We start from the raw sequence: 21483 nt of genomic DNA, 5'->3' as shown, positions 1-21483 counted from the left end.
TGGCAGGGCGCGCGCGCCCATGCTAAGGCACGCCGCATGACCACACGCATCGACCGCCGCTTCGAAGCGGTGCGCGCCGAAGGCCGCGCCGCCCTCGTGACCTTCGTGATGGCCGGGGATCCCGATCCCGAGACCTCGCTCGACATCGTCCGGGCGTTGCCGAAGGCCGGCGCGGACCTGATCGAGCTCGGCATGCCGTTCACCGATCCGATGGCGGATGGGCCGGCCATCCAGGCCGCCGGCGTGCGCGCCCTGGCGGCGGGCATGAGCCTGCGCAAGACGCTCGCTCTGGTGCGCGCCTTCCGCGCCGAGGACGACGCCACGCCGATCATCCTGATGGGCTATTTCAACCCGATCTACGTCTACGGCGTCGACAGCTTCCTCGCGGACGCCCGCACCGCCGGCGTCGACGGCCTGATCGTGGTCGACCTTCCGCCGGAAGAGGATCACGAATTGTGCAAGCCGGCGCTGGCCGCCGGGCTCAACTTCATCCGCCTCGCCACGCCGACGACGGACGACAAGCGCCTGCCGGCCGTGCTCGCGAACACCTCCGGCTTCGTCTACTACGTGTCCGTCACCGGCATCACCGGCGCGGCCATCCCCGATTACGGCAAGGTGACGGGCGCGGTGGCGCGCATCAAGCGCCACACCGACCTGCCGGTCGCGGTCGGCTTCGGCGTCAAGAACGCCGAGACGGCCGAGGCCATCGCGCGCGGCGCGGACGGCGTGGTCGTCGGCACGGCGCTGGTCGAAGCGGTTCGCCTGTCGCTCAGCGAGGGGCGTGCGACTCCGGCGACGGTCGAGGCCGTGAGCGCCGTGGTGCGCGACATCGCCGCCGGCGTGCGGCGCGTCTCGAAGAAGGCGGCTTGACCATGGCGCGCCCGGAGATCGACCCGATGAACTGGATTTCCAATGTCGTGCGGCCGAAGATCCGTTCGTTCCTGCGGCGCGACACGCCCGAGAACCTGTGGATCAAGTGTCCCGACTCGGGTCAGCTCGTCTTCCACAAGGACGTCGAGGCCAACCTCTTCGTCATCCCCGGCTCGAACTACCACATGCGCATGGCCGCCGGCGCGCGGCTGAAATCCATGTTCGACGACGGCGTGTTCGAGGACATTCCGCTGCCGGAAGTCCCCGTCGATCCGCTGAAGTTCCGCGACGAGAAGCGCTATGTCGACCGCCTCAAGGACGCCCGCGCCAAGACCGGCGCGCAGGACGCCGTGAAGGTCGGCTTCGGCGAGGTCGAGGGGCTGAAGCTCACCGTCGGCGTGCAGGATTTCGACTTCATGGGCGGCTCGCTCGGCATGGCAGCCGGCGAGGCGGTCATCAAGGGGCTTGAGACGGCCGTCGAGCGCGACACCGCCTTCGTGATGTTTGCGGCGTCCGGCGGAGCGCGCATGCAGGAAGGCATGTTCTCGCTGATGCAGATGCCGCGCACCACGGTCGCGGTGCAGCGCCTGCGCGCCGCCCGCAAGCCCTACATCGTGGTCCACACCAACCCCACGACGGGCGGCGTCACCGCCTCCTACGCGATGCTGGGGGATATCCACATCGCCGAGCCCGGCGCGCTGATCGGCTTCGCCGGCCCGCGCGTGATCGAGCAGACGATTCGCGAGAAGCTGCCGGAGGGCTTCCAGCGCTCGGAATATCTGCGCGACCACGGCATGGTCGACATGGTGGTTCACCGCCACGAGATCCGCGCCACCGTCGCGCGGCTGTGCCGCCTGCTGACCAAGGCCCGGCCGGCGACCGCCGCGGCCGCCTGATCCTTAGCCCTTCGTTAATTCGCCGCATTTAGGGTGAGTTTGCTGCCTCGCGGGTCGTGGCCCGCTTGGCGGCGAGCGGGTGCTTGGAATTGTCGATGGCGGAGGGACGGCGCGGCGATGCGCGCGAGCGGCGCGAACCGGCTCTGGGAAGCGGACCGGCCGACCGGACCGGTTTCGATCTTCGCCTGACCGCCGAGGACCGGCCGGGAGCCCAGCCCGTCCGCGCCAAGCGCGCGAACGCCCACGCAACGACCCAGCGCCGCGAACCGACCTTCGACCCGGTGATCCGGCCGGGAGACGACCCGCTGTCCGAAACCCGTCGCCAGCGCCTCGCGGCCGAGGCGGCGGAAGCTCCGGCCAGGCCCCGCGCGGCCGCGCCCCCCGACGACGACTCCGACGCGCCCGAGGCTTCGATGGCAAGGACCGCTCGCAAGGACGCTTCCGCCGACCGCGCCGGGCGCGGCGACGCGCGCGGCGGAAACGGCGGCAAGGGTGGCAAGGGTGGCAAGGGCGGCCGTCGCGGCCGGCGCGGCGGCGGATCGTGGGCCGGGCGGCTGGTCTACTGGGGCGTCGTCCTGTCGCTGTGGTGCGTCATCGGCGTCGGCGCGCTGGTCGCGTTCCACGCCTCGAAGCTGCCGCCCATCGACCAGCTCGCGGTGCCCAAGCGCCCGCCCAACATCGCGATCCTCGCCTCCGACGGCTCCCTGCTGGCGAACCGGGGCGAGACGGGCGGCCGCACGGTGACGCTGAAGGAACTTCCCAAATACCTTCCCGCCGCCTTCGTCGCCATCGAGGACCATCGCTTTTACCAGCATTTCGGCATTGATCCGCTCGGCATCGGCCGCGCCCTCGTGCGCAACGTCATGCGCAGCGGCGGGAGTGTGCAGGGCGGCTCGACGCTGACCCAGCAGCTCGCCAAGAACCTGTTCCTGACCCAGGAACGCACCGCCTCGCGCAAGATCCAGGAGGCCATCCTGGCGCTCTGGCTCGAGCGCAACTACACGAAGGATCAGGTTCTCGAGCTCTATCTCAACCGCGTCTATTTCGGCTCGGGCGCCTACGGGGTGGAGGCGGCGGCCCAGAAATATTTCGGCAAGAGCGCCCGCGCGGTCACGCTGGGCGAGGCCGCGATCCTGGCGGGGCTGGTGCAGGCGCCTTCGCGTCTCGCGCCCAACCGCAACCCGCAGGCCGCCCAGGCGCGCGGCGCGCTGGTCATCGCCGCCATGGCGCGCGAGGGCCTGATCTCGGACCAGATGGCCAAGATCGCGCTCGCCAACCCGCCTAGCGCGGCGAAGTCCGGCGGGGCCGGGTCGGTCAACTACGCGGCCGACTACGTGATGGACGTGCTCGACGACTTCATCGGCTCCATCGACCGCGACATCGTCGTGTCCACGACGATCGACGCCAATCTGCAGGCGGCCGGCGAAAAGGCGCTTGTCGACGAACTGGCCGCAAAGGGCGACAAGTTCGGCGTCAGCCAGGGGGCGCTGGTGTCGATGCAGCCCGACGGGGCGATTCGCGCCATGGTCGGCGGCCGGAACTACGGCGACAGCCAGTTCAACCGCGCCGCCGCCGCCAAGCGCCAGCCCGGGTCCGCCTTCAAGCCCTTCGTCTATCTCGCCGCGCTGGAGCGCGGGCTGACGCCGGACACGATCCGCGACGACGCGCCGATCAACGTCAAGGGCTGGCAGCCGGAGAACTACTCGCGCGACTATCGCGGGCCGGTGAGCCTGCGCACGGCGCTGGCGCTGTCGCTCAATACGGTGGCGGTGCGGCTCGCGGTCGAAGTCGGGCCGAAGACCGTGGTGCAGACGGCGCAGCGCCTCGGCATCACGTCGAAGCTCGAGCCCAACGCGTCGATCGCGCTGGGCACGTCCGAGGTGACGCCGGTGGAGCTCGTCACCGGCTACGCTCCCTTCGCCAATGGCGGCATCGGCGTGATGCCCTACGTCATCCGGCAGGTGAAGACGAGCTCCGGCGAACTGATCTACTCGCGCACAGGCACGGGGCTCGGCCGCGTCGTCGATCCGCAGATGGTCGGCATGATGAACGCCATGATGCGCGAGACGCTGCTCACCGGCACGGCGCGAAAGGCGGAGCTTCCGGGCTGGGAAGCAGCCGGCAAGACCGGAACGAGCCAGGATTGGCGCGACGCCTGGTTCGTCGGCTACACGAGCACATTGCTCACCGGGGTCTGGCTCGGCAACGACGACGGCTCGCCGACACGCAAGGCGTCCGGCAGCACGCTGCCGGTCGAGGTCTGGAGCCGCTTCATGAAGGTGGCGCTGGCGGGCCAGCCGCCGTCGCCGCTGCCGGGAGGCCAGTGGAAGCAGCTTTCGCCCGCTCCGGCCGGCGACCCCAGCTTCGTGCCGGCCCCGCCGGGCCTGATCCCCGACCCGTCGGCGGGCGCGCCCGTGGCCGCGGCGACGCCCCCGGCGCGCGCCAGCGGCGGCGGGCCGCTGATCCTGCCGCCCGCGCCGATCTCGCAGCAGGCGAGCGCCGCCTATCCTCCCGCCCCGCAGCCCATGCCCGCGCAGAGGCCGCCTGCCGGGTTCGACGGCCCGCCGCGTCCGCCCGGCATGGTCCCGAACGGCTCCGCGCCCGGCCGCGCGCCGCCGCCGCCGCGCTCGGGCGGCTTCCTGGACCGGCTGTTCGGCGGATGAGCCCCTAGCGATAGCGGTGCAGCGAGGAGCCGTGCCGCTTGAGCCAGGCTTCGGCCTCGTCGGTGCGGTCGCACAGCTTGTGGACGATCCGCCAGAAGCGCGGCGAGTGGTTCATCTCCTTGAGATGCGCGACTTCGTGCGCCGCGAGGTAGTCGAGCACGAAGGGCGGCGCGAGGATCAGCCGCCAGGAGAAGTTCAGCCGCCCGGCGGCCGAGCAGGATCCCCAGCGGCTGCGCGTGTCGCGCAGCGTGATCTTGACCGCCCGCACGCCCAGCGCCGTGGTGTATTTCAGCACCGCCGCGTCGAGGTCCTTCTTGGCTTCCCGCTTGAGAAAGTCGGCGACGCGGCGTGGAGCGTGTTCCGCCGAGCCCGCCACCACGAGGCGCGCCGGCCCGCGCCCCTGCATCCGCTCGGTCCACACGGTGCCGCGCGCCTGTGCTCGGTGCTCGACGAGGTGGTCCTCGCCGCGAAAGGGAATGATCGCGCCAGGGCCGATCTCGACTCCCGCCGGCAGCTTGGCCATCCGCGAGGCGATCCAGCCGCCGTGGCGCAGGGCGAAATCCTGGGCCCGGGCGAGGTCGCCACGCGTCGGCAACGTCAGCACGACATCGCCCGTGGCGGCGCTGACGCGCAGCGTGAAGCGCCGCGCCCCGGTCGCCCGCTTCACCGCGACCCGGAACACGTCGTCGCCATGCGTCACGTCGATATGGGTCGGATCCTTCGCCGGCGCGGCATGCCGCCGGAGGCCGAGGCGCAAACCGAGAATCATGAGGGGAGGGTGAGGCATCGCGCGGCGCTTGTCCACGCCGCGGTGTTCACCTTCTGGTCAGGGTGCGCGACACCGCGTCCCGCCATCCCGCGACCTTGGTCCGCCGCGTCGCGTCGTCGAGCCGGGGCGTGAACCGCGTGTCGAGCCGCCAGCGGTCCGCGAAGCGTTCCGGCTCCGGGTAGACGCCGGCCGAATAGCCGGCGAGGTAGGCGGCGCCGAGCGCCGTCGTCTCGCGCACCTGCGGCCTGTCCACGGGCGCGCCGAGAATGTCGGCGAGGCGCTGCATCGTCCAGTCGGAGGCGACCATGCCGCCGTCGACGCGCAGCACGGTCTCCGCGGACTGCGCGTCCGGCCAGTCGGCGCGCATGGCCTCGAGAAGGTCGAGGCTCTGGTAGCAGACGCTTTCCAGCGCGGCCTGGGCGATCTCGCGCCGCCCGGTGGCGCGCGTCAGGCCGAACAGCGCGCCCCGGCTCTCGGCGTCCCAGTAGGGCGCGCCGAGGCCGACGAAGGCTGGCACCAGATAGACCGCCTGGGCGGGGTCGGCCTGCTCGGCCAGCGGCCCGGCCTCGGCGGCCCGCTCGATGATGGCCAGCCCGTCGCGCAGCCACTGCACGGCGGCCCCCGCGACAAAGATGGACCCCTCCAGCGCGTAGGTGCGCTGGCCGGCCAGCTGGTAGGCGATCGTCGTGAGCAGCCGGTTGCGCGAGGCGACCGGCGCGCCGCCGGTGTTGAGCAGCGCGAAACAGCCGGTGCCGTAGGTGGATTTCATCATGCCGGGCTGGAAGCAGGCCTGGCCCACGGTCGCCGCCTGCTGGTCGCCGGCGATGCCGCGGACCGCGATGGAGCCGCCGAAGAGGTCCGGAACCGTATCGCCGTAATGCGCCGAGCAGTCCAGGACGCGCGGCAGCATCGAGGCGGGAACGCCGAACAGCTCCAGCAGGGCGGGGTCCCAGTTCCCGTCGTGGATATTGAAGAGCAGGGTTCGCGAGGCGTTGGTGGCGTCGGTCGCGTGCACCGCGCCGCCGGTGAGCCGCCAGAGCAGGAAGGTGTCGACGGTGCCGAAGGCGAGTTCGCCCCGTTCCGCCCGGGCGCGCGCGCCCGGCACGTTGTCGAGCAGCCAGGCGATCTTGGTGGCGGAGAAATACGGGTCGAGGCGCAGCCCGGTGCGCGCGGTCACGATGTCCTCCGCGCCTTCCCGGACCAGCCGCGCGCAGAAATCGGCGGTGCGCCGGTCCTGCCAGACGATGGCGCGGTCGATCGCCTGCCCGGTCCGCCGATCCCAGACGACTGTCGTCTCGCGCTGGTTGGTGATGCCGATGGCGGCGATGTCGGAAGCCGCCGCGCCAGCCGCGGACATGGCCTCCCGGCACACCTGGAGCGTCGAGCTCCACAGGTCCTCCGGTTCGTGCTCCACCCAGCCCGAGGCGGGGAAATGCTGCGGGAACTCTTGCTGGGCGAGCGCCGCGATCGACGTGTCCGGCCGGAACAGGATGGCGCGCGACGAGGTCGTGCCCTGGTCGATGGCGAGAACGAACGTCATGGTGCCTCCCTCGGCGCGGCGCAAATTGGCATCCGCACCGCGATTAAGCTATGGGGACGGGCGTCCGGCAAGGCCCCAGCCCGTCGGAGCGCGGCGGAACCCCCATGCTCGAACTCGCCGGCCTGTTCACGGCCGCCTTCCTCTCCGCGACGCTGCTGCCCGGCTCCTCCGAGCTCGCCTTCGTGGGCCTGCTGGCGACGGGGCGTGTCGATCTCGCCACCGCGCTGGCCGTCGCGACCGTCGGCAACACGCTCGGCTCTTGCGCCAACTGGGCGGTGGGGCGCTTCCTCGCCGCGTGGCGCGACCATCCGCGATTCCCCGTGAAGCCGGACCGGTTCGACCGCTATTGCGACTGGTACAGGCGCTACGGCCTGTGGTCGCTGCTGTTGTCGTGGACGCCGGTCATCGGCGACCCGCTGACGGTGATCGCCGGCGTGTTCCGGACGCCGCTGTGGCTGTTCACGCCCATCGTGGCCTTCGCCAAGCTGGCCCGCTATCTCGCGGTGGCCGGCGTCGTGCGGCTTGCCGTGTAGTCAGCGCCCACGCAGGAACTCGACGATGCCGGAGAAGTCCTTTCCCTCGAAGCCGGCGGCGGCGAAGCTCTCGTAGAGCGCGGCGGCCTGCGCCCCGAGCGGCGTCGTCGCGCCGGTGGCGGCGGCGGCCTCCTGCGAGAGCTTCAAGTCCTTCAGCATCAGCGCGGCGGCGAAGCCGGGCGCGTAGCCGTTGTTGGCGGGGCTGGTGGGCACCGGCCCCGGCACGGGGCAATAGGTCGTCAACGACCAGCACTGGCCTGACGAGGTGGAGGCGACGTCGAACAGCGCCTGGTGCGACAGCCCGAGCTTCTCGCCGAGCACGAAGGCCTCGCTCACCGCGATCATCGAGATGCCGAGGATCATGTTGTTGCAGATCTTGGCGGCCTGACCCGCGCCGGCCGCCCCGCAATGCACGACCTTGCGGCCCATCAGGCTCAGCAGCGGCTCGGCGCGCTCGAAGGCGCGCTCCGCGCCGCCGCACATGAAGGTCAGCGTCGCCCCCTTCGCGCCGCCGACGCCTCCCGACACCGGCGCGTCGAGCGAGGCGAGCCCGTGGCGGGCCGCGAGTTCGTGGGCCTGCTTGGCGCTGGCGACGTCGATGGTGGAGGAATCGATGGCCAGCGCGTCCCGGCGCGCCGCCGGCAGCACCTCGGACCACACCGACAGCACGTGCTTGCCGGCCGGCAACATGGTGACGATGACGTCCGCCTCGCGCACCGCCTCGACCGCGCTCGCCGCCGCCGTGACGCCGGCGGAGCGCGCCGCCGCGAGGTGGGCCGGCTCGAGGTCGAAGCCGACGACATTGTGTCCGCCCTTGACCAGGTTGGCGGCCATCGGGCCGCCCATGTTGCCGAGACCGATGAAGGCGATGGTCGCCATGGTGTCCTCCTTCAGGCGTCGTTCCGCCCGCGCCCCAGCAGGCCGCGCGCCACGATCAGCCGCATGATTTCGTTGGTGCCCTCGAGGATCTGGTGGACGCGCAGGTCGCGCACGATCTTCTCGATGCCGTAATCGGCGAGATAGCCGTAGCCGCCGTGCAACTGCAGGGCCTCGTTGGCGGCTGCGAATCCCGCGTCGGTGACGAACCTTTTGGCCATGGCGCAGAGCTGCGTCGCCTGCGGGTCCTTGGCGTCGAGCGCCGCCGCGGCCCGCCACAGGAAGCTGCGCGCCGCTTCCAGCTCCGTGGCCATGTCCGCGAGCCGGAACTGCAGGGCCTGGAAGTCCCGCAGCCGCTTCCCGAACGCCTTGCGCTCGCCCATGTAGGCGACGCTCTTGTCGAGCGCCGCCTGTGCGCCCCCGAGCGAGCAGGCCGCGATGTTCAGCCGGCCGCCGTCGAGCCCCGCCATGGCGATCTTGAAGCCGATGCCCTCGGCCCCGAGCCGGTTCGCCACGGGCACGCGGCAATTGTCGAAGATCACCTGCCGGGTCGGCTGGGCGTTCCAGCCCATCTTGCGCTCGTTGACGCCGAAGGAGAGGCCGGGCGTCCCCTTCTCGACGACCAGCGTCGAGACTCCGGCGGGGCCGTCCTCGCCGGTCCGCACCATGGTCACGTAGACGTCCGAGACGCCCGCGCCCGAGATGAACTGCTTGGCCCCGTCGAGCACGTAGACGTCGCCGTCGCGCCGCGCCCGCGTCTTGAGCGCGGCGGCGTCCGAGCCCGCGCCGGGTTCGGTCAGCGCGTAGCTGGCGATGTGCTCCATGGTGGTGAGTGCCGGCAGGAAGCGCCGGCGCTGCTCGTCGGAGCCGAACGCGTCGATCATCCACGCGGCCATGTTGTGGATGGAGACGAAGGCCGCCACCGTCGGGCAGCCGGTGGCTAAAGCCTCGAAAATGAGCGCGGCGTCGAGGCGGCCCAGGGCCGAGCCGCCGACGTCGTCGCGCACGTAGATGCCGCCCATGCCGAGGGCGGCGGCCTGCCGCATCTCGTCGACCGGGAAGTGCTTGGCCTCGTCCCAGGCCACCGCGTGGGGCGCCAGCGTCTCGGCGGCGAAGGCGCGCGCCATGTCGCGGATCGCGACCTGGTCCTCGGTCAACGCGAACGCGCTCATGGCCCTGCCCTCGCCCCCGCGGGTCCGCCTCAGCTCATCGTCGGGATGACGAACTCCGCGCCTTCCTTGATGCCGGTCGGCCAGCGCGAGGTGACGGTCTTCGTCTTCGTGTAGAAGCGGAAGGCGTCGGGGCCGTGCTGGTTGAGGTCGCCGAAGCCCGAGCGCTTCCAGCCGCCGAACGTATAGTAGGCGATCGGCACCGGGATCGGCACATTGACGCCGACCATGCCGACATTGACCTTCGCCGCGAAGTCGCGGGCGGCGTCGCCGTCGCGGGTGAAGATCGCGACGCCGTTGCCGTATTCGTGCTCGTTGGCAAGGCTCAGCGCCTTCTCGTAGGTCGGCGCGCGCACCACGGAGAGGACCGGGCCGAAGATCTCCTCCTTGTAGATGCGCATGTCCTCGGTGACGTTATCGAACAGGCAGCCGCCCATGTAGAAGCCGTTCTCGTAGCCCTGGAGCTTGAAGTCGCGGCCGTCGACCTTGAGCGTCGCGCCCTCTTTCACGCCGAGGTCGACATAGGCCTTCACCTTGTCGAGGTGCGCCTTGGTCACCAGCGGGCCGAAATCGGCGCTCGGATCGGTCGAGGGACCCACCTTCAGCGCCTCGATGCGCGGGATGAGCTTGTCCACGAGCCGGTCGGCGGTGGCCTTGCCGACGGGCACCGCGACCGAAATCGCCATGCAGCGTTCGCCGGCCGAGCCGTAGCCCGCGCCGATCAGCGCGTCGACGGCCTGATCCATGTCGGCGTCGGGCATGATGATCATGTGGTTCTTCGCGCCGCCGAAGCACTGCACGCGCTTGCCCGCCGCGCAGCCGCGCGAATAGACGTACTCGGCGATCGGGGTCGAGCCGACGAAGCCGACAGCCTTGATGTCGGGGTGGTCGAGGATGGCGTCGACCGCCTCCTTGTCGCCCTGCACCACGTTCATCACGCCCGGCGGCAGGCCGGCCTCCAGGAACAGCTCGGCGATGCGCAGCGGCACGCCGGCGTCGCGCTCGGAGGGCTTGAGGATGAAGGCGTTGCCGGCGGCCAGGGCCGGCCCGCACTTCCACAGCGGGATCATCGCCGGGAAGTTGAACGGCGTGATGCCGGCGACGACGCCCAGCGGCTGGCGCATCGAGTAGATGTCGATGCCCGGGCCCGCGCCCTCGGTGTACTCGCCCTTCAGCAAATGCGGCGCGCCGATGCAGAACTCGATCACCTCGAGGCCGCGCTGGATATCGCCCTTGGCGTCGGCGATGGTCTTGCCGTGCTCGCGGGCCAGCAGCTCGGCCATCGCCTCGTTGTCGCGCGCGGCGAGCTCGAGGAAGCGCATCATCACGCGCGCGCGGCGCTGCGGATTGGTGGCGGCCCAGGCCGGCTGCGCCGCCTTGGCGTTTTGGACGGCGGCGTCGACCTCTGCGGCGCTGGCGAGCGGCACCTTCGAGGCGACTTCCCCCGTCATCGGCCAGAACGCGTCCGTGAAGCGGCCCGACGTGCCCTTGACGTGCTTGCCGCCGATGAAATGGGTGAGTTCCGCAACCATGCTGTCCTCCCGGATCGGGTCGTAGGGCGCGCCTCGCGCCCGGCTTGGGGCCAAGATATTGAGGCCATGAGTATCATTGCGATCCGCGCACGACCATGGGAGTTTTTCGTCCTGTTCCGTGCGAAAATACCCACAGGTCCGCCCCTTCCATGAGCCAGTTCAACTGGGACGATCTGCGCTTCTTTCTCGCGGTGGCGAGGGCCGGCCGGCTCACCGTCGCCGCCCGCCGGCTCGGGGCTGACCACGCCACGGTCAGCCGCCGCATCGCGTCGCTGGAAGCCGCGCTCAAGGCGACGCTGTTCGAGCGCCGCCCGCAGGGCTACGCGCTCACCCCGCACGGCGAGCGGCTGGTGGCGACGGCCGAGGCGATCGAGAGCGCCGCGCTCGCGGCCTCCAGCGACATCGGCGGGGCCGACCTGGCGTTGTCGGGCTCGGTGCGCATTGGCGCGCCCGACGGGTTCGGCAGCCTGTTCCTCGCCCCGCGCACGGCGCGGCTGGTGGCGCGCTACCCGGGCCTGGAGCTGCAGCTGGTCGCCATGCCGCGCCTGCTGTCGCTGTCGAAGCGCGAGGCGGACATCGCCGTCGCGCTGGCTCCGCCCAAGGAGGGGCGCGTCGTCGCCCGCCGCCTGACGGACTACCGGCTGGGCCTGTTCGCCTCGCGCGACTACCTCGCGGCGTCGCCGCCGATCCGCACGCCGGACGACCTCTTCGCCCATCCGCTGGTGGGTTATATCGACGACCTCATCTACATGCCCGAGCTCGATTACCTCGACGAGGTCGCCAAGGGCCTGCGGCCGCGCCTGCAATCCTCCAGCCTCGTCGCGCAGATGGAGGCGACCCTGGCCGGCGCGGGGGTCTGCGTGCTGCCGCATTTCATGGCGGCGGGACGGCCGGGGCTCGCCCCCGTGCTGCCGCGCGAGGTCAGCCTGACGCGGACCTTCTGGCTGATCGTCCACGCCGAGCTGCGCGACGTGGCCCGCGTGCGCGCCGTCGCCGACTTCGTGCTGCGCGAGGTTCGCCAGGCGCGGGGCCTGCTGATGGGCGAAGCGCGCGAGCCCGCGCCGGCCGCTCCCTGAACTGGAAAGCGGCCGAGCTCCGCGCTAAGCGTCGTCCATCCGCTCCGTCCCCTTCGTCGCGAAAGCTCCGCCATGCCAGGCCGCATCGAACTGTCCTTCACCGACATGCACACGGCCGGGGAGCCGGTGCGCATCGTCACCGGCGGCTATCCGGCGCTGAAGGGCGACACGATCCTCGCCCAGCGCCGCGACGCGCGCGACAACCACGACCATCTGCGCCGCGCCATGATGCTGGAGCCGCGCGGACATGCCGGCATGTACGGCGTCATCCCCGTGCGCCCGTCTTATCCCGGCGCGGCGCTGGGCGTGCTTTTCACCCACAACGAGGGCTACTCGACCATGTGCGGCCACGCGACCGTGGCGCTCGGCCGGTGGGTGGTGGAGCAGGGCCTGGTCGCGCCGGTCGAGCCGGTCACGCGCTTCGTCATCGAGGCGCCCTGCGGGCCGCTCGCCGTGTCCTGCGAGGTGAAGGACGGCGTCGTGGGCGAGGTGAGGTTCGAGAGCGTTCCGGCCTTCGTCCACGCGCGCGACGTCGCGGTCGAGCTTCCGGGCCATGGCCGGATCGTTTCCGACATCGCCTATGGCGGCGCGTTCTACGCCATCCTGCCGGCCTCCCGCTTCGGCCTCGATTTCTTCGCCACGCCGGTCGACGACCTCGTGGCGGCGGCCGGCGCGCTGACCGATGCGATCCGCGCCGGGATGCGCATCGACCACCCGACCGAGCCGGACCTGGGCTTCCTCTACGGCACGATCCTGACGGACGACGCGCCGCCCGAGGCCGAGAGCTGGAATTTGTGCGTCTTCGCCGAGCGGCAGATCGATCGCAGCCCCACCGGCTCGGGCGTCACGGCGCGCATGGCGCTCGACCACGCAAGCGGGCGCGTCGAGACGGGGCGGAAGCGCGTCTTCCGAGGCATTTCCGGCGAGCCCTTCACCGGCCGCGTCACCCGCCGGGCCGAGGACGGGCCGGAGGGCGCGGTGCGCGTCGAGGTCGGCGGCCGCTCCTTCCACGCCGGGCGCGGCGTGTTCGTGGTCGAGCCGGCGGACCGGCTGGGTCTCGGCTTCGATCTCGGCCGCAGCTTCGCCGAGGCGCGCGAGCGGGTGGGCTGAACGGGAGCCGCCGCGCCTATTTGCCGGCGAGCGACTTCTCGCGCAGGGCCGTCAGCGTCGTCGCCGGCGTGATCGCCTCCGGGTCCATCAGCACGTGCAGGATGGAAGGCTTGCCGGACGCCGCCGCGCGCTCGAAGGCGGGGGCGAACTGCTCGGTCGTCTCCACCCGCTCGCCGTGCCCGCCAAAGGCGACGGCATAGGCGGCGAAGTCCGGGTTGTTCAGCCGCGTGGCGGAGACGCGGCCCGGATATTCGCGCTCCTGGTGCATGCGGATCGTGCCGTACATGCCGTTGTCGACGACGACGACGATGATCGGCAGCTCGTACTGCACGGCGGTGGCGAATTCCTGCCCGTTCATCAGGAAGCAGCCGTCGCCCGCGAAGCACACCACCATGCGCTGCGGGAACTGGCGCTTCGCGCCCACGGCCGCCGGCAGGCCGTAGCCCATCGAGCCCGACACCGGCGCGAGCTGGGTCCCGAAGCGCCGGTAGCGCAGGTAGCGGCCGACCCAGATGGCGTAGTTGCCGGCCCCGTTGGTCACCACCGCGTCCTCGGGCAGCCGGTTGCGAAGCCAGGCCATCGCCTCGCCGTACTGGAACGCGCCCGGCAGGCGCGTCGGCTGCTCCGTCCAGCCCAGATAATCCTCGCGGGCCTGCTTCGTATCGTCGGCCCAGGCGATCGCGGTGGGCGGCTGCAGCGTCTCCAGCGCCGCCGCGAAGGCGTTGGGCGAGGCGTTGATGCCCAGCGCCGGGTGATAGACCTTGCCGAGCTCGGCGGCGTCGGCGTGGACATGCACCAGCGTCTGGCGCGGCGCGGGCACGTCGAACAGCGTATAGGCCTGCGAGGGCACCTCCGACATGCGGCCCCCGGCCAGGATCACCAGGTCGGCCTCGGCGATGCGCCTGGCGAGCTTCGGGTTCGGCCCCAGGCCGATCTCGCCCGCGTAGTTGGGGTGATCTCCCGGAAACAGCATGGCGCGCCGGAACGAGGTGGCGACCGGCAGGTCGAAACGCTCGGCGAAGCGGCGGACGCGGGCGCAGGCGGTCTCCGACCAGCCGCCGCCGCCCAGCACCAGCACCGGCCGGCGCGCCGCCCACAGCCGCTTCTGCAACTCGGCCATCTGCGTCTGGCCGGGCCAGATCTCGACCGGCTCAACGCGCGGCCCCGGGGCGGCGGTGACGCGGTCCAGCAGCATGTCCTCCGGCAGGGCGATGACGACCGGACCCGGCCGGCCCTGCATGGCGACATGGAAGGCGCGCGAGACGATCTCCGGGATGCGGGCGGCGTCGTCCACTTCCACGACCCACTTGGCCATGGTGCCGAACACGGCCTTGTAGTCGATCTCCTGCCACGCGCCGCGCCCGCGCACGCCGCGCTCGACATGCCCGACGAACAGGATCAGCGGCACGCTGTCGTGCTCGGCGATATGGATTCCGTGCGCCGCGTTGGTCGCGCCGGGGCCGCGCGTCACCATGGCGACGCCGGGCCGGCCGGTCAGCCGGCCGACCGCGTCGGCCATCATCACCGCGCCGGCCTCCTGGCGGCACACCGTCACCTCGATCTTGTGCTCGTAGAGTCCGTCGAGGACGGCGAGGTAGCTCTCGCCGGGGATGCAGAACACGTGCTCGATGCCCTGCGCGGCGAGGCAATCGACGATCAGTTCGCCGCCGGTGCGGGATGCGGGACGAGGGTCGGTCATGACAGGCAGGCTCCGGGACGTCTGATGAGGGCGAACGCTTACGCCTTGTGCCGGGTCCAGGCCGGATCCGCCAGAACTTCGTCGGTGTGCTCCCCCAGCTGCGGCGAGGGACGCGTCGCCACCATGGGCGCGCCGTCGAGCGTCAGGGGCGAGCGGATGCTGGGCACGGAGCCGGCGGCGGCCTGCGGGGCCTCGAGGTCGACGCGCATGCCGCGGGCGCGCACCTGCGGGTCGTCGAACACGTCAGCGACCGTGTTGATCGGTCCCGCCGGCACGCCGACCTTTTCCAGCGCGGCGAGCAGGTCGTTGCGCGCGAACAGACGCGTCCGCTCGGTCAGCCGGGCGATCAGCGCCTCGCGATGGGCGATGCGCAGCGCGTTGGTGAGGTAGTCCGGATGCTCGGCGAGCTCCGGCACGCCGAGCACGCCGCACAGCCGGCGATACTGCCCGTCATTGCCCGATGCGATGACGATGTGCCCGTCGGCGACCGGAAACACCTGGTAGGGCACGAGGTTGGGGTGAGCGTTGCCCATGCGCCGGGGCGTGCGGCCGGACACCAGGTAGTTGAGCGCCTGGTTGGCGAGCACGGAAACCTGGGTGTCGAGCAGCGCCATGTCGATGTGGCAGCCGACGCCGGTGGCGTCGCGCTGGCGCAGGGCGGCCAGCACGCCGATGACGCCGTAGACCCCGGTGAAGATGTCGGCGTAGGCGACGCCGGGCTTCTGCGGCTCGCCATCGGCGTCGCCGGTGAGGTCCATGATCCCGCCCATGGCCTGGATCATGAAGTCGTAGCCGGCGCGCTCGCGGTAGGGGCCCGTTTGCCCGAACCCGGTGATCGAGCACGTGATCAGGCGCGGATTGACGGCGCGCAGGCTCTCGTGGTCGAGGCCGTATTTCTTCAGCCCGCCGACCTTGAAGTTCTCGATGACGATGTCCGCGTTCGCGGCGAGCCGGCGCACCAGCGCCTGGCCCTCCTCGGTCTCGAAATCCACCGCGATCGAGCGTTTGCCGCGATTGCAGGCGTGGAAGTAGCCGGCCGAGAGGTCTCCGCCGTCCGCGGCGGGGACGAAGGGCGGTCCCCAGGCGCGCGTGTCGTCGCCGCTGCCCGGCCGCTCGACCTTCACCACGTCCGCCCCGAGATCGGCCAGCGTCTGGCCGACCCACGGGCCGGCCAGGATGCGCGCCAGTTCGAGCACCCGCACGCCGTCGAGCGGACGCCGAGCGGGGGAAGCCGAGGCGGTCATGGTCGCGCCGCTCAGAAGAATGCCTGGAGCCCGGTCTGGGCGCGACCGAGGATCAGGGCATGCACGTCGTGCGTGCCCTCGTACGTGTTCACCGTCTCCAGGTTCTGGGCATGGCGCATCACCATGTACTCCTCCTGGATGCCATTGCCGCCGTGCATGTCGCGGGCGACGCGGGCGATGTCGAGCGCCTTGCCGCAATTGTTGCGCTTGACCAGCGAGATCATCTCCGGCGCGACCTTGCCCTCGTCGAACAGCCTGCCGACCCGCAGCGAAGCCTGAAGGCCCAGCGTGATCTCGGTCTGCATGTCGGCAAGCTTCTTCTGCACCAGCTGGGTGGCGGCGAGGGGGCGGCCGAACTGCTTGCGGTCCAGCGTGTATTGCCGGGCGCGGTGCCAGCAATCCTCCGCCGCGCCGAGCACGCCCCACGAGATGCCGTAGCGGGCCCGATTGAGGCAGCCGAACGGGCCCTTCAGCCCGGCGACGTTGGGCAGCAGGTTCTCCTCGGGCACGACGACGCCGTCCATGACGATCTCGCCCGTGATGGAGGCGCGCAGCGACAGCTTGCCGCCGATCTTCGGGGCCGACAGGCCCTTCATGCCCTTCTCGAGGATGAAGCCGCGGATCTGGTCGTCGTGCGCGGCGGACTTCGCCCACACCACGAACACGTCCGCGATGGGCGAATTGGAAATCCACATCTTCGAGCCGATCAGGCGGTAGCCGTCGGCGACCTTCTCGGCGCGCGTCTTCATGCCGGCGGGATCCGAGCCGGCGTCCGGCTCGGTCAGGCCGAAGCAGCCCACGAACTCGCCCGAGGCGAGCTTGGGCAGGTACTTCCGGCGCTGGTTCTCGTCGCCATACGCGTAGATCGGGTACATGACGAGCGAGGACTGCACGCTCATCATCGAGCGGAAGCCCGAGTCGACGCGCTCGACCTCGCGCGCCACGAGGCCGTAGGAGACATAGCCCGCGGCGGCGCAGCCATAATCCTCCGGCAGCGTCACGCCCAGGAGGCCGAGCTCGCCCATCTCGTTGAATATGGCGCGGTCGGTCTTCTCGTGGGCGTAGGCCTCGATCACGCGCGGCAGCAGCTTCTCCTGCGCGTAGCCGCGGGCGGTGTCGCGGATCAGGCGCTCGTCCTCGGTGAGCTGGTCCTCCAGCAGGAACGGATCGTCCCACTGGAAGGCGGCCGGCTTGGCCTGGCTGCGCGGCTTGGCGACGGCGGTCATCGGGCTCTCCTCGGTCGAGTTGGGTGGCGGGGCTCTCAGGCCCCGATGTCGAAGCTGACGCCCTGCGCCAGCGGCAGGGTGGTGCCGAAATTGATCGTGTTGGTGGCGCGGCGCATATAGGCCTTCCAGGCGTCGGAGCCGGCCTCGCGGCCGCCGCCCGTTTCCTTCTCGCCGCCGAACGCGCCGCCGATTTCCGCCCCAGAGGGCCCGATATTGACGTTGGCGATGCCGCAATCCGAGCCTTCGTCCGAGACGAAGCGTTCCGCCTCGCGCATGTCGAGCGTGAACAGCGACGACGACAGGCCCGCCCCCACCGCGTTGTTGAGCGCGATGGCCTCCTCGATCGTCCGGTAGCGAACCACATAGAGGATCGGGGCGAAGGTCTCGCGCAGCACCGGCCCGGCGTGCGAGGGCATTTCCACCAGCGCCGGCGCGACGTAGCACGCGTCGGGTCCGCCGACGTCCCGGCGTCCGCCGCCGGTGACCGAGCCGCCCATGGCGCGCGCCTCGGCGAGCGCCCGCTCCATGCCCTCCAGCGCGCCCTCGTCGATCAGCGGGCCGACCAGCACCCCCGCCTCGCGCGGATCGCCGACGCGCACGCTCTCGTAGACCCTCTTCAGGCGCGGCACGAGGGTGTCGTAGACGCTCTCGTGGACGATGAGGCGGCGCAGCGTCGTGCAGCGCTGGCCCGCCGTGCCCATCGCGGCGAAGGCGATGCCGCGCAGCGCAATGTCGAGGTCGGCGGAGGGGGCGACGATGGCGGCGTTGTTGCCGCCGAGCTCGAGGATCGAGCGGCCGAAGCGCGCCGCCACGCGCGGGCCCACCTGGCGGCCCATCGCGGTGGAGCCGGTGGCGGAGATCAGCGGCACGCGGTGGTCGTCGACCAGCGCCTCGCCGACGCCGCGTCCGCCGATCAGCACCTGGGACAGGCCGGCCGGCACGCCGCCGAACTTCGCGGCGGCGCGGGCCACGACCGCCTGCACCGCCAGGGCGGTGAGCGGCGTCTTTTCGGACGGCTTCCAGATCACCGGATCGCCGCAGACGAAGGCCAGCGCCGCATTCCACGACCACACCGCGACGGGGAAGTTGAAGGCGGTGATGACGCCGCAGGGCCCGAGCGGATGCCAGGTCTCCATCATGCGGTGGTCCGGCCGCTCGGTGGCGATGGTCAGGCCGAAGAGCTGGCGGGAGAGACCGACCGCGTAGTCGCAGATGTCGATCATCTCCTGCACTTCGCCGAGGCCCTCGGAGACGATCTTGCCGGCCTCCAGCGTCACCAGCAGGCCGAGATCGGCCTTGTGGGCGCGCAGTTCCTCGCCGATCAGGCGGACGAACTCGCCGCGCCGGGGGGCGGGGATCTTCCGCCAGGCGGCGAAGGCCTCGACGGAGCGGGCGATGGCGGCCTCGACCTCGGCCGGGCCGTCCTCCCGCAGGGTCGCGACGACCTCGCCGGTGACCGGCGAGCGGGCCGGCAGGCCGGAAGCGGAAAAGGCGGATTCGTCGACGCCGAGGCGCGACAGCACGGCCAGGACATCGGCGCGGACGGAAACGGACATTTTGAGCACTCCGCGTGCGCGTAAGGGCGCTCCCGGCGGCGGCCGGGGCGCGTTTCGAGCCGAAAAGTGACCCTTTCCGGGTCGCGGCGCAACCGATATGTTCTCACGAACTCATCAGGTTCCATCATGAATTCGACACGAATTCCGGTCCCCTCGCTGGGCGCGCTGCAGGCTTTGGAGGCCGCCTCGCGGCACGGCAGCTTCACGCGGGCGGCGGAGGAGCTGAACCTGACCCAGGGGGCGGTGAGCCGGCAGATCGCGCTGCTGGAGTCCGAGCTGGGGGTGAGGCTGTTCGAGCGGGTGCGGCAGCGGGTGGCGCTGACGCCGGCGGGGGAGGCCTATGCCGGGCAGGTTCGGGAGGCGCTGGTGCGGCTCTCGGCGGCGACGCTGAGCATCATGACGCACCGGGGCGCGGGGGGCGTGCTGTCGCTCGCCATCCTGCCCACTTTCGGCACACGCTGGCTGATCCCGCGCCTGCCCGAGTTCTTCCGCCAACATCCTGAGATCACGATCAATTTCGCCACGCGCATCCGGCCGTTCGACTTCGCCTCCGAGGACCTGGACGCCGCCATCCACTTCGGCGAGGCGAACTGGCCCGGGGCGGTGGCGCACCGGCTGATGGGCGAGACCATCGTCCCCGTCGCCAGCCCCGCGCTGGTGGCGCAGGCCGGGGTCAGGGAGCCGCGCGACCTGCTCGCCTTGCCGCTTTTGCAGCAGGTGACGCGCCCGCGCGGCTGGGCGGAATGGCTGACATCTCAAGGGCTTGGCTCGGAGAAGACGATCCCCGGCCCGGTGTTCGAGCAGTTCGCCATGGTGGCCCAGGCGGCGCAGGCGGGGCTCGGCGCGGCGATCGTGCCGCGCTTCCTGGTGGAGGAGGAGCTCAAGGCCGGCACGCTGGTCATCCCCTTCGACCGGCCGGTCGAGAGCGCCCAGGCCTACTACCTCGTCTACCCGCGCGAGCGCCGCGACAGGCCGCCGGTGGCCGCCTTCCGGGACTGGCTGCTCGCGGCGTGCGAACATTCCAACGCCGAACCTCGATAGCGATCTTCGCCGCCGAGTTCGACGCCGAGCCCGTCGGAACACCGGGAGTTCGGCCGCCTTGTTCCACAACGAATGCGGAACAACGCGTCGTCGGCCGGAAATTCCGAAGCCGCGATCCCGGTCCGGAAGTCCCGCGCCGGAAGAACGCAGTTCGACAAATTCGGGGTTGAGCGGATCATGAACGCGGCTCATGATGTCGCCCGCTTCACCCGCCCGATTCCGCAGTCCGGGGTTTCGCCTTGTCCGCCCAGTCCGTTCCCGCCAGCGCCGACGTGGTCATCGTCGGCGGCGCCGCCATCGGCTCCTCCGTCGCGATGCACCTCGCCGCCGATCCCGGCTTCGCCGGCTCCGTGGTGGTGGTGGAGAAGGACCCCACCTACCAGTTCTCCGCCTCGGCGCTGTCGGCGGCTTCGATCCGCCAGCAGTACTCGAGCCCGGTGAACGTGGCGATCTCGCTCTACGGCATCGGCTTCCTGCGCGAGATCGGCGAGCGCCTGTCGGTCGACGGCGACCGGCCGGACATCGGCCTGCACGAGGGCGGCTATCTCTACCTCGCCGGCGAGGCGGGGGCCCCGGTGCTGCGCGAGGTCAACGCCCTGCAGACCGGCATGGGGGCCGACATCCAGCTCTTCGATCCGCCGGGGCTGCAGGCGCGCTTCCCGTGGCTCGATACGGAGGGCGTCGCCGCCGCCTCGTGGGGCCGCAGCGGCGAGGGGTGGTTCGACGGCTGGGGGATGATGCAGGCCTTCCGCCGCAAGGCGCGCAGCCTGGGCGTCGTCTATGTCGACGACGAGGTGACGGCGGTGGAGCGCGAGGGCGGCCGGGTCGTCGCGGTGCGGCTCGCCGGTGGCGGGCGCATCGCCTGCGGCGCGCTGGTCGACGCGGCCGGGGCGTCGGGCGGACGCCAGGTGGCGGCGATGGCCGGGGTCGACATCCCGGTCGTGGCGCGCAAGCGCTGCGTGTTCGCGTTCACCTGCCGGGGCGAGGTCGACGGCTCGCCGCTGGTCATCGACACCAGCGGCGTGTGGTTCCGGCCGGAGGGACGGCGCGGCGCGGAGGGGCAGATGTTCATCTGCGGCGGCCCGCCCTCGACGCCCGAGGCCGACGACGAGCCGGACGCCGGGCGGGACTTCGAGGTCGAGTGGAGCCTGTTCGAGGAGGTCTACTGGCCGGCGCTGGCGACGCGCGTGCCGGCCTTTGAGGCGATCCGTCCCGGCCGCGCCTGGGCCGGCCACTACGACATGTGCACGCTGGACCACAACGCCATCGTCGGGCGCGCCGTCGGCGCGGCGAATTTTTACCTCGCCACGGGCTTCTCCGGCCACGGCCTGCAGCAGGCCCCCGCCGTCGGCCGCGGCCTCGCCGAGCTGGTCGCCCACGGCGCGTACCGCACGCTCGACCTCTCCGCGCTGGGCCACGAGCGCATCGTCGAGAACCGCCCGCTGCTGGAGCGCAACGTGATCTGAGCGGGCGGGGGGCTGGGCTCCCGTTGGGGCTGGCCAGGTGGTGGACAGCCAAAGGAGTTCACGGGCGAAAAGCCCGCTGTTTCCCGCCTGCGGGCCGCAGGCCCGCCCGTCCCCGGACCGGTGCAGCGAAAGCGGAACCGGATCCGGCAACTGTATTTTTCGGTCAAGCGGATCGGTAGTCCTTCTGGTCTCGGAGCATGGCGTTGAGGGTGATGAG

Annotated in this window: 17 protein-coding genes; 8 read left to right on the top strand and 9 right to left on the bottom strand. The window is 71.3% G+C overall.

Annotation, left to right across the window (positions count from 1 at the left end):
- Window positions 1–36 precede the first annotated feature (36 nt).
- The 3 genes from trpA to NK718_RS09810 all read left to right on the top strand — a co-directional run bounded on the left by trpA (window position 37) and on the right by NK718_RS09810 (window position 4429).
- Complete coding sequence (gene trpA / locus NK718_RS09820; RefSeq protein WP_254741137.1) at window positions 37–870, top strand: tryptophan synthase subunit alpha; 834 nt, start codon at window positions 37–39, stop codon at window positions 868–870.
- Window positions 871–896: 26 nt separating this feature from the next.
- Entirely contained in the window at window positions 897–1766 is an 870-nt protein-coding gene (gene accD, locus NK718_RS09815) for an acetyl-CoA carboxylase, carboxyltransferase subunit beta (RefSeq protein WP_254741582.1), read from the top strand.
- 413 nt (window positions 1767–2179) lie between these two features.
- Window positions 2180–4429: a transglycosylase domain-containing protein gene (locus NK718_RS09810; RefSeq protein WP_371877262.1), complete on the top strand. Its 2250-nt coding sequence runs from the start codon at window positions 2180–2182 to the stop codon at window positions 4427–4429.
- A gap of 4 nt (window positions 4430–4433) precedes the next feature.
- Here NK718_RS09810 and NK718_RS09805 read toward each other — a convergent pair whose 3' ends face one another.
- Together NK718_RS09805 and glpK are read right to left on the bottom strand one after the other, a co-directional pair.
- Window positions 4434–5198 carry a M48 family metallopeptidase gene (locus tag NK718_RS09805; protein WP_254741579.1) on the bottom strand — a complete coding sequence of 255 codons (765 nt, stop codon included), beginning with the start codon at window positions 5196–5198 and terminating at the stop codon, window positions 4434–4436.
- 46 nt (window positions 5199–5244) lie between these two features.
- Window positions 5245–6738 (bottom strand): glycerol kinase GlpK, encoded by a 1494-nt coding sequence (gene glpK / locus NK718_RS09800; RefSeq protein WP_254741132.1) that lies wholly within the window; start codon window positions 6736–6738, stop codon window positions 5245–5247.
- A gap of 104 nt (window positions 6739–6842) precedes the next feature.
- Here glpK and NK718_RS09795 point away from each other — a divergent pair, with 104 nt between their 5' ends.
- Window positions 6843–7271 (top strand): YqaA family protein, encoded by a 429-nt coding sequence (locus NK718_RS09795; protein ID WP_254741130.1) that lies wholly within the window; start codon window positions 6843–6845, stop codon window positions 7269–7271.
- On the opposite strand, the gene mmsB is transcribed toward NK718_RS09795, so the two are convergent.
- The 3 genes from mmsB to NK718_RS09780 are packed head-to-tail and all read right to left on the bottom strand — an operon-like array spanning window position 7272 to window position 10848.
- Window positions 7272–8150, bottom strand: a complete 879-nt coding sequence (gene mmsB / locus NK718_RS09790) for a 3-hydroxyisobutyrate dehydrogenase (protein WP_254741128.1) — start codon at window positions 8148–8150, stop codon at window positions 7272–7274.
- A gap of 11 nt (window positions 8151–8161) precedes the next feature.
- Window positions 8162–9319: an isobutyryl-CoA dehydrogenase gene (locus NK718_RS09785; RefSeq protein ID WP_254741126.1), complete on the bottom strand. Its 1158-nt coding sequence runs from the start codon at window positions 9317–9319 to the stop codon at window positions 8162–8164.
- A gap of 29 nt (window positions 9320–9348) precedes the next feature.
- Complete coding sequence (locus NK718_RS09780) at window positions 9349–10848, bottom strand: CoA-acylating methylmalonate-semialdehyde dehydrogenase (RefSeq protein ID WP_254741124.1); 1500 nt, start codon at window positions 10846–10848, stop codon at window positions 9349–9351.
- 149 nt (window positions 10849–10997) lie between these two features.
- On the opposite strand from NK718_RS09780, the gene NK718_RS09775 reads away from it, so the two are divergent.
- Both NK718_RS09775 and NK718_RS09770 read left to right on the top strand, forming a co-directional pair.
- Window positions 10998–11924, top strand: coding sequence for a LysR family transcriptional regulator (locus tag NK718_RS09775; protein WP_254741122.1), 927 nt, complete (start codon window positions 10998–11000; stop codon window positions 11922–11924).
- Window positions 11925–11996: 72 nt separating this feature from the next.
- Window positions 11997–13034, top strand: coding sequence for a proline racemase family protein (locus tag NK718_RS09770; protein WP_254741119.1), 1038 nt, complete (start codon window positions 11997–11999; stop codon window positions 13032–13034).
- 16 nt (window positions 13035–13050) lie between these two features.
- Here the strand turns inward: NK718_RS09770 and NK718_RS09765 are convergent, their stop codons facing one another.
- Genes NK718_RS09765 through amaB form a run of 4 tightly spaced genes read right to left on the bottom strand, consistent with a single transcriptional unit; the run spans window position 13051 to window position 18759 of the window.
- Window positions 13051–14733, bottom strand: coding sequence for a thiamine pyrophosphate-binding protein (locus tag NK718_RS09765; protein ID WP_254741116.1), 1683 nt, complete (start codon window positions 14731–14733; stop codon window positions 13051–13053).
- A gap of 38 nt (window positions 14734–14771) precedes the next feature.
- Window positions 14772–15977 carry a CaiB/BaiF CoA transferase family protein gene (locus NK718_RS09760; protein ID WP_254741113.1) on the bottom strand — a complete coding sequence of 402 codons (1206 nt, stop codon included), beginning with the start codon at window positions 15975–15977 and terminating at the stop codon, window positions 14772–14774.
- 11 nt (window positions 15978–15988) lie between these two features.
- Window positions 15989–17203, bottom strand: coding sequence for an acyl-CoA dehydrogenase (locus tag NK718_RS09755; protein WP_254741110.1), 1215 nt, complete (start codon window positions 17201–17203; stop codon window positions 15989–15991).
- A gap of 35 nt (window positions 17204–17238) precedes the next feature.
- Complete coding sequence (gene amaB, locus NK718_RS09750; RefSeq protein WP_254741107.1) at window positions 17239–18759, bottom strand: L-piperidine-6-carboxylate dehydrogenase; 1521 nt, start codon at window positions 18757–18759, stop codon at window positions 17239–17241.
- A 126-nt stretch (window positions 18760–18885) separates the two neighbouring features.
- Between amaB and gcvA the strand changes: the two genes are divergently transcribed.
- A complete protein-coding gene (gene gcvA, locus NK718_RS09745; RefSeq protein WP_254741104.1) occupies window positions 18886–19800 on the top strand; it encodes a transcriptional regulator GcvA in 915 nt (304 codons plus the stop codon).
- Between the two features lie 239 nt (window positions 19801–20039).
- Entirely contained in the window at window positions 20040–21266 is a 1227-nt protein-coding gene (locus NK718_RS09740) for an NAD(P)/FAD-dependent oxidoreductase (RefSeq protein ID WP_256515533.1), read from the top strand.
- Window positions 21267–21483 lie beyond the last annotated feature (217 nt).

Origin of the sequence: Alsobacter ponti, assembly GCF_024294805.1 — a bacterium.
GTDB classification, from domain to species: Bacteria; Pseudomonadota; Alphaproteobacteria; order Rhizobiales; family Beijerinckiaceae; genus Alsobacter; species Alsobacter ponti.
The sequence above is the reverse complement of the archived record's forward strand: the minus strand, read 5'-3'. Positions and strand labels throughout refer to the sequence as shown.